At 58.5% G+C, this 13,409-nt stretch carries 17 protein-coding genes; 5 read left to right on the top strand and 12 right to left on the bottom strand.

All coding sequences use genetic code 11. From position 1 onward, the window contains the following. The first annotated feature begins 231 nt into the window (after positions 1–231). From GYN01_RS08500 to GYN01_RS08480, 5 genes are all read left to right on the top strand, one after another. Complete coding sequence (locus GYN01_RS08500; protein WP_203306886.1) at positions 232–1,920, top strand: pyridoxal-dependent decarboxylase; 1,689 nt, start codon at positions 232–234, stop codon at positions 1,918–1,920. Next, on the top strand, positions 1,917–2,924 hold the full coding sequence (locus GYN01_RS08495; protein WP_203306885.1) for a pyridoxal phosphate-dependent aminotransferase: 1,008 nt from the start codon (positions 1,917–1,919) through the stop codon (positions 2,922–2,924). The genes GYN01_RS08500 and GYN01_RS08495 overlap by 4 nt, the downstream gene beginning before the upstream one ends. Before the next feature lie 26 nt (positions 2,925–2,950). Next, complete coding sequence (locus tag GYN01_RS08490; protein WP_203306884.1) at positions 2,951–3,115, top strand: hypothetical protein; 165 nt, start codon at positions 2,951–2,953, stop codon at positions 3,113–3,115. A gap of 134 nt (positions 3,116–3,249) precedes the next feature. Beyond that, complete coding sequence (locus GYN01_RS08485; RefSeq protein ID WP_048364076.1) at positions 3,250–4,656, top strand: adenosylmethionine--8-amino-7-oxononanoate transaminase; 1,407 nt, start codon at positions 3,250–3,252, stop codon at positions 4,654–4,656. Between the two features lie 61 nt (positions 4,657–4,717). Then, positions 4,718–5,437 carry a 16S rRNA (uracil(1498)-N(3))-methyltransferase gene (locus GYN01_RS08480; RefSeq protein WP_048402237.1) on the top strand — a complete coding sequence of 240 codons (720 nt, stop codon included), beginning with the start codon at positions 4,718–4,720 and terminating at the stop codon, positions 5,435–5,437. 10 nt (positions 5,438–5,447) lie between these two features. On the opposite strand, the gene GYN01_RS08475 is transcribed toward GYN01_RS08480, so the two are convergent. From GYN01_RS08475 to sctD, 12 genes are all read right to left on the bottom strand, one after another. Next, complete coding sequence (locus tag GYN01_RS08475; RefSeq protein ID WP_048364078.1) at positions 5,448–5,834, bottom strand: MAPEG family protein; 387 nt, start codon at positions 5,832–5,834, stop codon at positions 5,448–5,450. 75 nt (positions 5,835–5,909) lie between these two features. Beyond that, the gene (locus GYN01_RS08470; protein WP_048364079.1) at positions 5,910–6,320 is read right to left on the bottom strand and encodes a CesT family type III secretion system chaperone; all 411 of its coding nucleotides are present in this window, start codon (positions 6,318–6,320) and stop codon (positions 5,910–5,912) included. A 6-nt stretch (positions 6,321–6,326) separates the two neighbouring features. After that, positions 6,327–8,372, bottom strand: coding sequence for a patatin-like phospholipase family protein (locus GYN01_RS08465; protein WP_203306883.1), 2,046 nt, complete (start codon positions 8,370–8,372; stop codon positions 6,327–6,329). A gap of 242 nt (positions 8,373–8,614) precedes the next feature. Then, the gene (locus GYN01_RS08460) at positions 8,615–9,226 is read right to left on the bottom strand and encodes an HrpE/YscL family type III secretion apparatus protein (protein ID WP_048402236.1); all 612 of its coding nucleotides are present in this window, start codon (positions 9,224–9,226) and stop codon (positions 8,615–8,617) included. Continuing rightward, complete coding sequence (locus tag GYN01_RS08455) at positions 9,205–9,831, bottom strand: SctK family type III secretion system sorting platform protein (protein ID WP_048402235.1); 627 nt, start codon at positions 9,829–9,831, stop codon at positions 9,205–9,207. The genes GYN01_RS08460 and GYN01_RS08455 overlap by 22 nt, the downstream gene beginning before the upstream one ends. Next, positions 9,828–10,583 (bottom strand): type III secretion system inner membrane ring lipoprotein SctJ, encoded by a 756-nt coding sequence (sctJ, locus tag GYN01_RS08450; protein ID WP_087148778.1) that lies wholly within the window; start codon positions 10,581–10,583, stop codon positions 9,828–9,830. Before sctJ ends, GYN01_RS08455 begins: the two co-directional genes overlap by 4 nt. Next, the gene (gene sctI, locus GYN01_RS08445; RefSeq protein ID WP_048364082.1) at positions 10,583–10,921 is read right to left on the bottom strand and encodes a type III secretion system inner rod subunit SctI; all 339 of its coding nucleotides are present in this window, start codon (positions 10,919–10,921) and stop codon (positions 10,583–10,585) included. Before sctI ends, sctJ begins: the two co-directional genes overlap by 1 nt. Then, positions 10,921–11,334, bottom strand: coding sequence for a YopR/YscH family type III secretion effector (locus tag GYN01_RS08440; protein WP_203306882.1), 414 nt, complete (start codon positions 11,332–11,334; stop codon positions 10,921–10,923). Before GYN01_RS08440 ends, sctI begins: the two co-directional genes overlap by 1 nt. Next, complete coding sequence (locus tag GYN01_RS08435) at positions 11,331–11,681, bottom strand: YscG family type III secretion system chaperone (protein WP_048402234.1); 351 nt, start codon at positions 11,679–11,681, stop codon at positions 11,331–11,333. The genes GYN01_RS08440 and GYN01_RS08435 overlap by 4 nt, the downstream gene beginning before the upstream one ends. A gap of 2 nt (positions 11,682–11,683) precedes the next feature. Then, positions 11,684–11,938 carry a type III secretion system needle filament subunit SctF gene (sctF, locus tag GYN01_RS08430; RefSeq protein ID WP_048364084.1) on the bottom strand — a complete coding sequence of 85 codons (255 nt, stop codon included), beginning with the start codon at positions 11,936–11,938 and terminating at the stop codon, positions 11,684–11,686. Then, complete coding sequence (locus tag GYN01_RS08425) at positions 11,938–12,141, bottom strand: EscE/YscE/SsaE family type III secretion system needle protein co-chaperone (protein ID WP_053076004.1); 204 nt, start codon at positions 12,139–12,141, stop codon at positions 11,938–11,940. The genes sctF and GYN01_RS08425 overlap by 1 nt, the downstream gene beginning before the upstream one ends. Then, the gene (gene sctD / locus GYN01_RS08420; protein ID WP_203306881.1) at positions 12,141–13,409 is read right to left on the bottom strand and encodes a type III secretion system inner membrane ring subunit SctD; all 1,269 of its coding nucleotides are present in this window, start codon (positions 13,407–13,409) and stop codon (positions 12,141–12,143) included. Before sctD ends, GYN01_RS08425 begins: the two co-directional genes overlap by 1 nt.

The following is a 13,409-nucleotide window of genomic DNA, read 5'->3' as shown; positions in this document are numbered from 1 at the left end:
GCAGTCAGGCCCCCTGTGCGTAAGCTCGCGATAAACAATCAGCAATGATGTGGCTTGTACGTGACACCTTGCCCGTGCACTCCCGCAGGCATGGGTTTGGGTTGGGCGTATCCTTTTATGTCCAAAAGCCAGTTACACACTAGCGCTTGATATGAACCCGTATGACCGACAGATTTCGCCTCGAAAACGCCAGCCGTTTTAATCGCTTTGGCTGAACTAAAAGGTCTTTTTATGTCGGTTGTTTTGAAACGTGATAACCCGTCTGTTGGCGTAAAAAACCGACCGTCGAGCAGCGCGCTGGCGATGACTAAACGCCTGCTGGAATTTGATGAGTATGTGCAGGGTTTAACGTCGTCCGGCGCGTGGGTGGATAAACGATCAGCCCCCTCGATAACGCCGCCCCCTCGTTTTGCGCAACGCCACTTCAACTTTCTGGACGCCGTGGCGGATACGCAGGATGTCGCACTTTCAGCACCTGACTTGTTGAAAGAAGTGGCGCGTTTTTTTAACGGTGCTATCCGCCCACACTCTAAATATGCCCTGTTCAATATCATTGCAGAGCCGGATGTTGACGCCACGGCGGCGGCGAATTTAGCCACGGCTTACAACATCAACTGTTTGATGGAAGGGTTCGCAGGCGAGAGCTTGTTGGTCGAGCAACAGGTGGCGCGCACCGTGGGTAAATGGGTGGGCTGGGACAGTGCAATGGGGATCGCATGCAGCGGTGGAAAAATAACCCTCATGTACGCTATCCGCACGGCCCTGAGTCGAATAACGCCGCACTCTCTGATTAACGGCCTGCCAGGCGACACGGTCATTTTGTGCAGTGAAGGCGGGCATTACTGCGTAGAACATATTGCCAGCCAATTAGGTTTGGGCTCTGCCAACTGCTGGCGTGTATCGACTAATGCACAGGGGCAGATGTGTCCACAGGCATTGTTACAAGCGCTGAGCAAAGCGCATGGGCAGGGTAAAAAAGTAGCCGCGGTCATTTGCTGCGGCGGTACAACGATCAATTTCAACTGTGATGACACGCGTGAGGTCAAGGCAACGGTGGACCATTTTGTTGCCATGCAAGGCTTGAGCTACCGACCGTATCTGCACCTGGACAGCGTCATTGGCTGGGTCTACTTCACCTTGTTGAAGGGAGGTCTGGAGCGGCTGGCGGCCACGTGCGCTATTGGTGCACCAGCGATGCATCGTCTCAGGACCCTCTGTGAACGTTTTGCAGGTATTGAACACTTTGATTCCTTCGGTGTTGATTTTCATAAGACGGGTATGTGCCCCTATAACAACAGTTACTTCATCAGCCAAGACCGTCGTTTTATGGATGAGTTGGGTGATGGTCACTATACGTTCAGTGACAAGGACTTCGACAAAGGACAGTTTCGAGCGTATCGCTATACGTTTGAAAATTCCCGATCTGCGGGTGCGATTCTTGCCAGTTGGGTGGTATTAAAAAAATATGGTCGGTTAGGTGTGTCGGGGTATGCATTACAGCTGCAACACGCGCGCGATGCGCTGACTGAGGCCATTAAAAGGCAGGGGCTGTTTACTCAGGTCAATGACCTGACGTTGGGGCATGAAGTAGTTTTTTTGATTCCTTTCTCGCCAGACTTACTGCGCGACAGTGACAGCCATGAGTCTGTGGCCAAACAGTTTATGCAGCATTGCTGGGACATCACCAATGCCGGTGAGATGTTTCCGTTGTTCAGCATCGTGCCTCACTACAGAATCAATAATGATCCGGCTCGCATCACGACCGCCTTTCTGCTGACGCCTTGCAACACCGAGATGACCCCCGACGATTGGGACTGGGTGTTGGCGCAAATTGCACAGCAAAAAGAGGTGTTCGAAACAGCGTATCGCCAACGCCTGGTGGGTGAGTCGATGTGTGATTTTGAAAAGCCCATCAGATGACCCACTCCCAACGCCCTCCCGCCGAGGGCTTTGCCCTGCTCAAAACCATGACTGAGCAGTATCGACAGCGTCAGTTAAGCAGTGGCGGGGCTTTACCTGAGTTGATAGACCTGTCTGTGGGTAACCCCGATGTGCTGCCTGCCGGGTATTGGCAAGAGCGCTTGATTCATCACATAAAAGACCCGCAACTGCATGGTTACGCTGAGTTCAGGCCGGATATCAATCAAGCATTGCGTCAACAAGTGATTGCTTACCATCAGCGCCGATTTGAAGGTGCAAGCGCTGTGCCGCTGGATGTCGGGCATCACGTACTGGATCTGCTGGGCAGCAAAGAGGGAATCTTTTACGCCCTGTTCGCCTTCTTAAAACCCGGTGACACGGTATTGCTGCCTGCGCCTTCATACAGCGTTTATCACGCCTGTGCAGAGCAGGTCGGTGCGCGTGTGGCGTACTTTCCGTGCGACGAACACGGCCAGCCGGATGTCTGTCTGATTACGCCGCAGCAACTGACGCGTGCACGGTTAGTGGTGCTGTGTTCGCCCAATAATCCGACCGGAACAATACTCACGCAACAAACTCTGCAACGCACCGTGGCATTTGCCCGGCAGCACTCGCTTCGCGTGATTTTGGACAGGGCCTATGCGGAGTTGCAGGTTGCCCCGGATGAGGGAATGTTGCGTGGCGGCGGTTTACACCTGGAGGGTGCCATGGCCTGCATGATTGAACTTCACAGCATGAGCAAGTCATGCGGGCTTGCGGGTTGGCGTATGGGGTTCGCACTGGGGGCGCCGTCAATGATTGAGGCAATGAAGCGTCTTAAATTCAATAGCGACTTTGGGATGTTTTTGCCTTTTCAGCGCGTGGCCACCGAAATACTGACTCAGCTCGAATCTGTGTCAGGCCCTATCCGCGAACGTTATGTACACCGGATCATCCTTGCCGTTGAGGCGTTTAACGCCTTGGGCTGGAAGGTTGAAGCCCCTGAGGGCGGGTTCTTTCTGTAGGCTCAGTTGCCTGGGCATGTGCTGTGGTGTTTACTCAATCACTTCTCGACGAAACAGGACTGCTCGTCACGCCGGGGAGTGCCTTCGGCCCTGCTGGCAAAGGCTATGTGCGCATTGCCTTGGTGCACAACGATGGCGTGCTGGCCTGTGTGTTTGAGCGTTTACGCACCTGGTTTCTCAATACGCAATAGCGCAGCCAGGGTTTGCCTTCGAGTGGTTGAGGCACGCAGCGAGTGCGCAATGGCTTGTGACACGCTCGCGCATTGCATAGGCTTGCGCGATTGTTTGCCCGCACACGCCGGGAGCCAGCGCCAGGAGAGTGGAAATGGGCTTGAATAATCAGTGGATGCAGCGCGACTTAGCCGTTTTGTGGCACCCCTGCACCCAAATGAAAGATCACGAGCAATTGCCGCTTATCCCGATCAAGCGCGGTGAAGGCGTGTGGTTGGAAGACTTCGAGGGCAAGCGTTACCTGGATGCCGTGAGTTCTTGGTGGGTCAACGTGTTTGGCCATGCCAACCCGCGCATCAACCAGCGCATCAAAGATCAGGTCGATCAACTGGAGCACGTGATTCTGGCGGGCTTCAGTCATCAACCGGTGATCGAGTTGTCCGAGCGCCTGGTCAAGATGACCCCCGAAGGTCTGACCCGTTGCTTTTACGCCGACAACGGTTCGTCGTGCATTGAAGTTGCACTGAAGATGAGCTTTCACTATTGGCTCAACCGTGGCCAGCCAAACAAAAAGCGTTTCGTCACGCTGACCAATAGCTATCACGGCGAGACGATGGCAGCGATGTCGGTGGGTGATGTGCCTTTGTTCACCGAAACCTACAAGGCGCTGCTGCTCGACACCATCAAGGTGCCCAGCCCCGATTGCTACTTGCGCCCTGAAGGCATGGGCTGGGAAGAGCATTCGCGCAATATGTTCATGGCGATGGAACAGACCCTGGCCGACCACCACGACACGGTGGCCGCGGTGATTGTCGAGCCACTGATACAAGGCGCGGGCGGCATGCGCATGTATCACCCGGTGTACCTCAAGCTGCTGCGCGAAGCCTGCGACCGGTATGGCGTACACCTGATCCATGACGAAATCGCCGTGGGCTTCGGCCGCACCGGCACCATGTTCGCCTGTGAGCAGGCCGGTATCACCCCGGACTTCCTGTGCCTGTCCAAAGCGTTGACCGGCGGTTATTTACCGCTGGCCGCGTGTGTGACCACTGATGAGGTGTACAGCGCGTTCTACGACGACTACCCGACCTTGCGCGCCTTCCTCCATTCCCACAGCTACACCGGCAACCCGCTGGCGTGTGCGGCGGCGCTGGCGACCCTGGACATCTTCGAACAAGACAACGTCATTGAGAACAACCAGGCCCTCGCGCAGCGCATGGCCAGCTCGACCGCGCACCTGGTGGATCACCCGCATGTGTCAGAAGTGCGCCAGACCGGGATGGTGCTGGCCATTGAAATGGTGCAGGACAAAGCCACTAAAACGGCGTATCCGTGGCAAGAGCGCCGTGGGCTTAAGGTTTTTCAGCATGCACTGGAGCGCGGCGCGCTGTTGCGTCCCTTGGGCAGCGTGGTGTATTTCTTGCCGCCCTACGTGATCACGCCAGAGCAGATCGACTTTTTGGCTGAGGTGGCCACTGAAGGCATCGACATTGCGACCCGCAGCGACATCCGCGTGGCGGTCCCGTCGAACTTTCACCCGGATTTTCGTGATCCGGGCTAACGCCTATTTTGCGTAGGGGCGAGTTCGCCCCTACAAAGCGCATTTTTTCCAGAGTATTGACATGAGATTGTCCCGTTTCTTCATTGATGCGCCCTTGAGCCTCGGTGAGCATGAGTTGCCTGAAGCACAGGCGCATTACATTGGCCGCGTACTGCGCATGGCTGAAGGTGACGCCTTGCAAGTGTTCGATGGCTCGGGCCACGAATTTTTGGGGCGTTTGCTGGAGGTCGGCAAAAAGCGCGTGCGCGTGCTGTTGGACGAAACCTTTGCCGGGCAGATCGAATCCCCGCTGTTCATCCACCTCGGCCAGGGTTTGTCCCGGGGTGAACGTATGGACTGGGCGATTCAGAAGGCCACCGAGCTTGGGGTCAATGAAATCACGCCGATCATGAGCGAACGTTGCGAAGTGCGGCTCAAGGACGAACGTGCCGACAAGCGCCTGGCGCATTGGCGACAAGTGGCGATCAGCGCTTGCGAGCAATGTGGCCGTTCGCGAGTGCCGGTGATTCATCCGCCGGTAGTGCTCAACGACTGGATCAAAACCACCGAGGCGGATCTCAAGCTGGTGCTGCATCCGGTGGCCGAGCCATTGGTCAGTCACGCCAAACCTTCACGCCTGGCGTTCCTGATCGGCCCTGAGGGCGGTTTGACCGACCCCGAAATCGAACAGGCCCAAGCCGCCGGTTATCAACCGGCACGTCTCGGGCCTCGGGTGCTGCGCACAGAAACCGCCCCCGTCGTTGCGCTGGCCGTGGCGCAACAGCTGTGGGGCGATTTCTAAGCGCGGGTGCTTACATCGACACGAAAAAGAAGCTGACAATCAGCCCCATGCCGATGAACCACACCAGTGAACGCAACAGAGCCCAGTCGGCCAGGTAGCAAATGATGTAAAGCAGGCGGCTGGTGATAAACAGCACTGCCAGCACATCAATGGTGACGGGCTGGGCGTTGCCAACGATGTCGGCAATGATCACCGCTGCGGCAAACGCCGGTGTCACTTCGAAGCTGTTGAGTTGCGCGCTGTGGGCGCGTTTGGCAAAACCGTCGAGGGTGGCCAGAAACGCCCGCGGATCATGGTTTTGCCGAGGCCCGAATCGACCGCCACTGAACTTGGCAACCGCGGTACACACGTACGGCAGACACAAGGCAATCAGCACACACCAGAAGGCAACCGTCATTGGAACTTCCTTTTTTTAGGGGATGACGGCTGTTTATACGTCAAACAGCCGTCTGCGCGGGTACTGTTTGTGCGGTCAAACGAACAAACGTGCGCCTGACACCGGCTGTGGTCGATCCACCACGGCTTCAAGCAGCGGGCTGAAGTGCGCGTGGCCCTGACACAGCTTGGCGTACCACTGGTTCAAGGTTGGCACGTCCACCGCCCCTTCCTGCACCTCCACCCACAGCACCAGGTCCCCTGCGCTGTCGGCCGCCAGATGCACCGGTGCCAAGGCAGAAAACGGGCCATTGGCTTGCAGCAGTTGTAACTGCACCCCTAAAAGCATCGGGCTGGGAACGCTGCCCAGACGCATCGCCATCAACCAGCCGCCCTGGATCTTTTCCAGCACCAACTCCGGGTCATCGGCCACTTGCAGGCGGCAGGTCTCGGCGTCGTGAGCGGGCAGGCAGATGCCCCATTGGTCCAACCATTTCTGTAGGCTCATGTGTGCTTACCCCGCCATCCGCCAGGCCTTGGCCATGTCAATCGTGGTGGAACTGATGGGCTTGCTCCACGGTTTATTGCGCGCGCCATAGTTCTCAATAATGTCGTCAAGCGCCTGGTTCACCTGCGCAGGCGTCGTGGCATGGGCCAGACTGTGTTCGGCGCGACGCAACAGGGCGACGTTGGCGTCAGGCTGACCGGCACGGTACAGCGACGGGAAGATGACTTCCTTGCGGATGTTGTCGGCCACCACGGCGACGGTACGCAGTTGCATCTCAGCGACCGCAGCTTTGAGCACCGGCGACTCAATGGCCTGACCACGCACAGCACTGAGCAATTGCTGGTGATCGGCGTTATCGGCGTGATTGAGTTCCTTGGCCAGCCACTCCTTGCGTTCGGGCGTGGAGGCCAATGCGTCCAGTTGGGTGAACGCGCCGCGCATGACGTCGTTGAGCTTCAGACCGGCCGGGGTCTCGTTTTGCGCCACAATCGCCACGGTCAATTGGCTGAACACATCGCGTGCCTGCTGGCGGAACTGCAACACTTCACCGGCGCTGGCCGGGTCTTGTGCACTCAAGCTGGTGAGCATCTCGTCATCCAGTGCCATCAGCGCCTCTTCCATCGAGGCAAAGGTGTATTGCTCACGAGACTGGCTGCGGTTTTCAAGGTGGCCGCTGACGGCCTGATCGAGGCGTTCTTGCAGATGGTTCTTGATGTCGTCCGGCATGCTGAAATTCAGCGTGCCGCCAAACGTGGTACTGAAATCGCCCTTCTCGGTTTTCAGCGGCACGGTCACGGTTTGGTCGTCATGCCCGCTCAGCGCTTCGTTTTGCAGGATCACCCGCGCGGCCACAGGCGCGCCCACTAACCAGTCAGTGAAGGCGCCGCCGATACGGCCGCCACGGTCAGGCGCCACGCCTTCTTCCTCCTCGAACTTGAGGATCAGATTGTCCGACTGACGCAGCGGGCTGGTGTTGAACGACATGTCGACCATCTGCGGCACGGGCACGTTGAGCATCACACCGCCGTCCTTGAATTGAGTGTGCTCGCCTTCGGCCTGAAACGGCTGTGCCTGCTCATCCACCGGTTTGAACACGACCGGGAACGAACCCGAAATATGCGCCGCCCGGGCAATGCTCATGTCCGGCGTGAGGCTGGCGTTAAACATCACCATCTGCGGGCGACCTTCGAACATCGCGGTGCCGGTGATATTCAGCTCCTTGATCTGCGGGATGTGCCTGCTCAGCAGCGCCAGATCCCCGAACGTGACAACCCCGCCTTGTTCCAGCTTGCTGGCGATGGCGGCAATCGCGGGTTGATTGGCCAACTGCGGGTGAGCGTTGATCTGCCCCAGCACGGCTTTGGACGATTCGTCGCGCAGCACTTTTTCCAGCGGTATGGCTTCGGACTGAACCCGCGGCAACACGTTGAGAATCAACTGCGTGAAGCTGCCGACTTTGGGTAAATACTTTTGCGCCAGATTGCCGATCTCGGTGCAAATGCGCTGGAACAACTTGTGTTTTTTGTGGGTGCTGTCGAGCAAGCCGATCAGGTCCATGCCATCGGACAGGGTTTTGAATTCGGACGCGCCCATGCCCGATGCCAGTAGTGCAGCGGTGATGCCGCCAGCGGAAGACCCCGACATGCTGCGGATACCGTCCAGTGCGCCGTTGTCTTCCAGAGCCTTGATCGCCCCAGGGTAAGCGGCACCTTTGGCACCACCACCGCTCAACACCAGGCTGGTCAAAGGCGGGCGGCTGAGTTCCAGTTGCGCCACGCCGTTGTCGAAACGGCGCAAGGTCAGCTGGCGCTGGCCCGCCTGCTCGGCCACGGTGTGTGCGGCCCCTTGCGGCTGTGGCGTCACCAGCTTGATACGGCCCACGTCGGGCAGTTGATCTTTGATCACAATCGCCGAGGCGCTTTTCAGCGCGCTGCTCAGGCTTTGGCCGATCGGGTCTGTGGATAACTTGGCTTTCGGGGTTTGCGCGGCAGGCGGCGGGGTATCGGCGATAGCCGGATTGAGACCGGCGGGCGGGGTGGACTGAATTTTCATATGCGCTCCTTGGAGAACCTGAGGTCCTTGATGGCGCAAAGCTTAAGGGAATCGTTTCAACGGCTTTTTTAGTATCAGGCGCATTTTTGTCACTTTGCGAATTGCCCAGGGTTGGCGTAGCAGTTGCCGACGGCGACGTCCGATTGCGCAGCAAACGTAAACCCAATGACAGCAGTGTCTGTGAGGCACCGTTTTGAAGGGTTTTACGAACGCTACGCGCCCGGGCCGAAGTATTTATGCGCTCAAAGGGGTTTTTTCAGGGCCAGGCCCAGTGCTGCCAATTGCCCGTCGACACTGGCATCGATGATGCCGATTTCAGTTTCCAGAATGCATCCGCCCTGATCCAGGCGTGCATCGGCCACCACTTCGACGTACCCCACTTCGGGGAAGTCCTTGAGCACTTGCGACACTTGCTCGCGCATTGCCACGACTTGCTCAGGCTGAACGTGCAGGATTACGTGCTTTTGATTGCTCACCAGCGATAACGCTTCGCGGGTCACGCTCAGCGCCAGTTCAGTGTTGTCGTATTGCTTGAGGATTTTACGCACCGCTTGCAGCACCACCTCGCTCATCTGCTGCTCAACCTGGCGGTAATACTGGTTGCATTGCACCAGGGTTTCCTGGATCAACGTGGCTTGCTGGATGCGCGCTTCTTCGACGCCCGCCTGCCAGCCGAGTGCCTTCTGCTGTTCGTAGACATCATGCGCGCCTTGCTCGATGGCTTGCGCGCGCTCGCGTGCCAGCTCCACCAGTTGGTTGGCTGTCAGGTAGCCCTGATAGTCCGCGCTGCGCAGCACCACTTGATCGGGGGCGAGGAGTACCTGATCACTTTTTATTTCAATAAATGGCAACATTCGGGACTCACCTGTCGGGCAACTTTGAGGCATAGCGCCCGTGCCAATGCGGGGTTTTCAGCCGGTAATGCGGCTGAGTGAGAAGGTGGGCCGGGCGGCAAGCGCAGGCGTAAGCGGCGGGCAAATCCGCCGTCCGCTTCACCGGCGGCGCTCAACCAAAACTCCAGGCCGCTGGTTTGCAGGTACACGCTCAAATCGCCGTCGGGCAAGGCGCTTTGCCACCCCGCAGGCCACAGGCCGATGATCATGTCCACCTGTTGCAGGCAGTAGCGATGCCCGGCGTCGCCCAGCGCGGCCTGCACGCGTTGCGATTCACGCGCCGTCAGTGCATGACGCAATGCATGCCCATGCAGCAAGCCCCCCAGGCACCGCAGGGTGTGTTGCAACGCAGCGTGTCCAAACAACGCCAGCCCGCCGAGCTGGGGGGGCAGTGGGTAGTCAATGGTCAATGCCAGCTCATCGAGCAGCCAGGCATTGATCGCACTGCGTTGACGCCAGTCGGGCAGGGCGTCGCACACGGCGAGCAAGGCGTGCGGCAGGTGCGCGTCGTCAATGTAGCGCGCCGGGCAAAACCTGAGCTGGTAAGGGGTCAAACTGCGGGTCATGCCTTGGTCCGGTGCCACATAAACTGCGCGGCATTGCTCACCAGCAGCAACGTGATGAGCACGCCAAACAAACCGATTAAACGCCCGCGCGAATCTTCTGTGACCTGAATCGAGAAGAAGGTTTCATAGTGCGGCGCCAAGGGCACCTGACGCACATCGGCCGAGGGCACCAGCACCACGCTGATGCGGTCGTAATTCAAACCCTCAATGCCGTTGTTGACCAGTTGTTTGATCTGCGGGATGTAGGCATCGAGCTGGATATCCGCCGCATGTTTGATAAACACCGAGGCTGATGCGGGGGAGGATTTTTTGCCCAGCCCGTCGCGTTCTTCAGGCAGTACCACATGCACCCGCGCCACCAGCACACCGTCGATTTCAGACAGGGTGCGAGAAATTTCCTGAGCCTTGGCGTAGTTCAGCCGTGCCCGCTCTTCAACGGGGGACGAGATCAATCCGTCCTTGGGGAACACATCTTTGAGCGTTGAAAAGCTCTCGCGCGGGTAACCTTTGCGCTTAAGGGCGTCCACCGCTTGGGCGATGTCCGACTCTTCCACCAACAACTTGATTTTGCCTTCCTTGTCCGGCTGTTTATCGGCCGAAATACCTTCGGATCGCAGCAAGGCGAGCATCTCGTTACCTTCCTTCTGGCTGACCCCGGCGTACAGCTCGATCTTGCATCCGGCAAGCGCCAACAAGGCCGCCAGCAGCAGGGTACGGTGCAGGTATTTCACCTTCGTTTTAACGCCGCGCATCATTGGGTCTTCATCAAGGTTTCGACGTTTTGGCTCATGCGGCCGACGGTCTTGGCGATCAGTTCTTCCTGCATGCTGATGCGCATCAGCGACCACTGCATTTGCATCAGGCTGTTGGGGTCGTCACCGGGGGTCGATAACTGCACTTTCAGCTCGTTTTTGGCTTGGGTGAAGTTCTCTTTGATCTGCCCGATTTCGCTCAAGAAGCTACCGCCCAAACTGCTGGAACCGTTGCCCATTGCGTGATCGAAATCGGCCACGTGCTGTGCGCTGGCATCGCTCGGCTTGAGTTCTTCAAGGCTGGTGACCACCGATTGACTGATCTGGCTGATGTCCATTACGACTCCAGGTCGGGTTTGTGGGTATGGCGCATCAGGTGGTCGATCATCCCGGCCAGGGGGATCAGGTGCCTGAGTTCCGTGTTGATCACGCGGCTTGCGTCGGTGGTGTCCGGCAAGGGTTTTATCTCGCCCAGCACGCGCAGCAGCGCGTCTTGCTGCTGCTTGGCAAAAGGCGCGTCTTGCTTGATCAGGTGTTTGAGCGCAAGGCGTGCCTGTTCATCGTTGCCCGCGTTGGCTTGCAGGGTTTTGAGCACCTGCAAGGTGACGGCGCTCACCGGTTTGGTTGCCTCGACAGGCGTTTGCATCGCCTGTTCAAAGGCGTGGGCGTCGGCCGGTCTGGCGGGCGCGGTGGGGTTCAGCGTGCCTGGCACCCGCTCACGGTTGAACGCCAGCGGGTCCACAGGGTTCATGGCCCCTCCGGGTGGCGCATGCCTTCGGCAAACTGCACCAGTCGCGGGTCGTCGCTCTGCGCCAACTGTGCCAAACGCCGGTCCAGCGCCGCGCCCATCCCCAGCCGCCACTCGCACAAGGCCAGCCAGGGCGACAGCGACGGCCACTCTTTGCCTTGTGCTGCAATCAGCGCCTGTTGGTAGTCGCCGCGATTCATCAGGCTGGAGAGACGAATCAGGCACGCGGCTTCGTCCTGGTGTTCAACCTGCTCCAGCCAGTCGGCGATTTGTTCGGCGTAGGCGTGACAATGATGCCCCGTGCCAGCCAGCGCCACTTCGGCCAAAAGCCCTTTCAATGAACTCTCCATGCTCAGATCTTCTGCAAAATGCTCTGCATGAGATCTCTCATGGAGCGGGTCACCGTGGAGTTGATGTTGTAGATCACCGACCATTTGTTGAGCTTGTGTTGCAGGTCTGCCAGCACCGCCGGGTTGTCCCCGTTATCGGTATTAAGGGCGGTAATCGCGGCCGTTACATCGGTGTTGGCGGTATTGGCCTGGGCCTTGAGCTGTTCGGCGACCTGATCGAGGGTGTTGGTGGTGCTGTTGGTGAAAATAGCGGCCATCACAAAGCTCCTTTAAGGGTGTTGAGGATGCTGAGGGCAGCATCAATTGCTTGCGCCTCCTGTTGCCATTGTTGGTATTGCGTCGGGTTGGCGCCCTGCTGCAAGCGTCGTTTGCAGTCGTTCTGTGCCTGCTCCAGCCGGTTGCACAGCTGCGTGTGATAACCCGCGCCTTCGCGGCGCAGGCGTTGCTCCAATGCGGTCATCAGGGTGTTTGTCCTTTGAGGTGGATGATGAATTGCTGTTTGCCGCGACTGACCACAATGGCCTCGTCTGTGATCGACAGCACGCGTACGCCGTTAGCGGTCGAGGCGTTGACCGGGTATTTCTGGCTGTCGTTGAGGACGACATAGGGCACCTTGCCCAACGACACGCCGCGCACCACGAACGCGAGTTCTTCGACGTTGCCCCGGCGTGAACGGTTGACCAGCTCCAGGGTTGGGCGGGTGCCAAACTCACGGCTGAATTCGCGCTGCAAGTGGGTGAACGCGCCCAATTGACGTTCGTCGAGCTGGCCGCGCAGTTCGATGCGCTCGCCTTGATCGGTGTAACTCAGGGCCGAGGTCAACTGCGCGTCACTGAGCAATTGTTCCAGTCGCTTGATGTGGGAGCCGGCCAGGCGCACGCGATTGTCCACGCCCAGCAAACCGGGCACGTCGGCCATCAGCAGCGCCTCGATGTTGAGCCAGTGCTCGTCTTGCTGCGCCAGCTCACCTTCGAGCATGATCCAGCCGGCATTGGGCGAGGGTGTGCTGCGTACCCGCACGTAACCAAACTTTTGCAGGATGAAATCCACGCCCTGGCGCACTTCTTCCATGCTGCGCACGTCCAGTCGATAATTCAGGCCGGTTTTTTCCAAGTATTGGGTCAGCAGCAAACGGCTGCGGTTATCGTCCAGATAACCGCTCAACACCACAGTGCCATCGGCTTGCGTGTTGTCGATCTGTAGGTGTTGGTAGGGTTTGTCAGCCAGGAACAGCTGTATGGCCATCAGCCGGTCTTCATCGGCCATGCCTCTCTTGACGCTGGACCACGGATCGCTCAGCAAACCAATCAAAAGCAGCAGCAACAACACACTGAAAACGGCCATCAAACGCCCGCCCCAATGCGCGCTGCGGCGCACGGTACGCCGCTCTTGCGCACGGCTGGCGATCGGTTGCAGCGGGGCAAAGGCGCGCTCTTGAGCGCAGTAAGCCCAGCTCAAAGGCCCGCATTGCTGCGCGGCCAACGCTTGCAGCACGGTGCCGGGCTGCACGGGCTCGCCGTCCTGGGTGGGTTCGTGTGTGGCCTCCCATTCCAGTAGGCGTACGCCTTGAGGGTCGACCTCAAGCACCAGGTGGCGGGCTGCGATACCGTCATCCACCAGCACCAGATCGGCGTTCAGCGGGTCTGAACCGATCACCAGCCGACCGGTGCTCAGCGGGACGTCGACCCCCTGATTCAGGCCGCTGTAGAAACGGATCTTCCAGCTCAT

The sequence above is a fragment of the Pseudomonas weihenstephanensis genome (genome assembly GCF_016812185.1).
Classification (GTDB): Bacteria; Pseudomonadota; Gammaproteobacteria; order Pseudomonadales; family Pseudomonadaceae; genus Aquipseudomonas; species Aquipseudomonas weihenstephanensis.
This window is presented reverse-complemented; position numbering and strand designations above follow the sequence as displayed.

Excerpts from the sequence above, each read along its gene's own strand:
- sctJ (WP_087148778.1), bottom strand. The coding sequence starts at position 10,583 with ATGCGCGGCGTTAAAACGAAGGTGAAATACCTGCACCGTACCCTGCTG.
- GYN01_RS08485 (WP_048364076.1), top strand. The coding sequence starts at position 3,250 with ATGGGCTTGAATAATCAGTGGATGCAGCGCGACTTAGCCGTTTTGTGG.
- GYN01_RS08475 (WP_048364078.1), bottom strand. The coding sequence starts at position 5,834 with ATGACGGTTGCCTTCTGGTGTGTGCTGATTGCCTTGTGTCTGCCGTAC.
- GYN01_RS08425 (WP_053076004.1), bottom strand. The coding sequence starts at position 12,141 with ATGACCGCATTGGAGCAACGCCTGCGCCGCGAAGGCGCGGGTTATCAC.
- GYN01_RS08495 (WP_203306885.1), top strand. The coding sequence starts at position 1,917 with ATGACCCACTCCCAACGCCCTCCCGCCGAGGGCTTTGCCCTGCTCAAA.
- GYN01_RS08470 (WP_048364079.1), bottom strand. The coding sequence starts at position 6,320 with ATGAGCCTACAGAAATGGTTGGACCAATGGGGCATCTGCCTGCCCGCT.
- sctD (WP_203306881.1), bottom strand. The coding sequence starts at position 13,409 with ATGAGCTGGAAGATCCGTTTCTACAGCGGCCTGAATCAGGGGGTCGAC.
- GYN01_RS08465 (WP_203306883.1), bottom strand. The coding sequence starts at position 8,372 with ATGAAAATTCAGTCCACCCCGCCCGCCGGTCTCAATCCGGCTATCGCC.
- GYN01_RS08455 (WP_048402235.1), bottom strand. The coding sequence starts at position 9,831 with ATGACCCGCAGTTTGACCCCTTACCAGCTCAGGTTTTGCCCGGCGCGC.
- GYN01_RS08435 (WP_048402234.1), bottom strand. The coding sequence starts at position 11,681 with ATGGAGAGTTCATTGAAAGGGCTTTTGGCCGAAGTGGCGCTGGCTGGC.
- GYN01_RS08480 (WP_048402237.1), top strand. The coding sequence starts at position 4,718 with ATGAGATTGTCCCGTTTCTTCATTGATGCGCCCTTGAGCCTCGGTGAG.
- GYN01_RS08460 (WP_048402236.1), bottom strand. The coding sequence starts at position 9,226 with ATGTTGCCATTTATTGAAATAAAAAGTGATCAGGTACTCCTCGCCCCC.
- sctI (WP_048364082.1), bottom strand. The coding sequence starts at position 10,921 with ATGGACATCAGCCAGATCAGTCAATCGGTGGTCACCAGCCTTGAAGAA.
- GYN01_RS08500 (WP_203306886.1), top strand. The coding sequence starts at position 232 with ATGTCGGTTGTTTTGAAACGTGATAACCCGTCTGTTGGCGTAAAAAAC.
- sctF (WP_048364084.1), bottom strand. The coding sequence starts at position 11,938 with ATGGCCGCTATTTTCACCAACAGCACCACCAACACCCTCGATCAGGTC.
- GYN01_RS08440 (WP_203306882.1), bottom strand. The coding sequence starts at position 11,334 with ATGAACCCTGTGGACCCGCTGGCGTTCAACCGTGAGCGGGTGCCAGGC.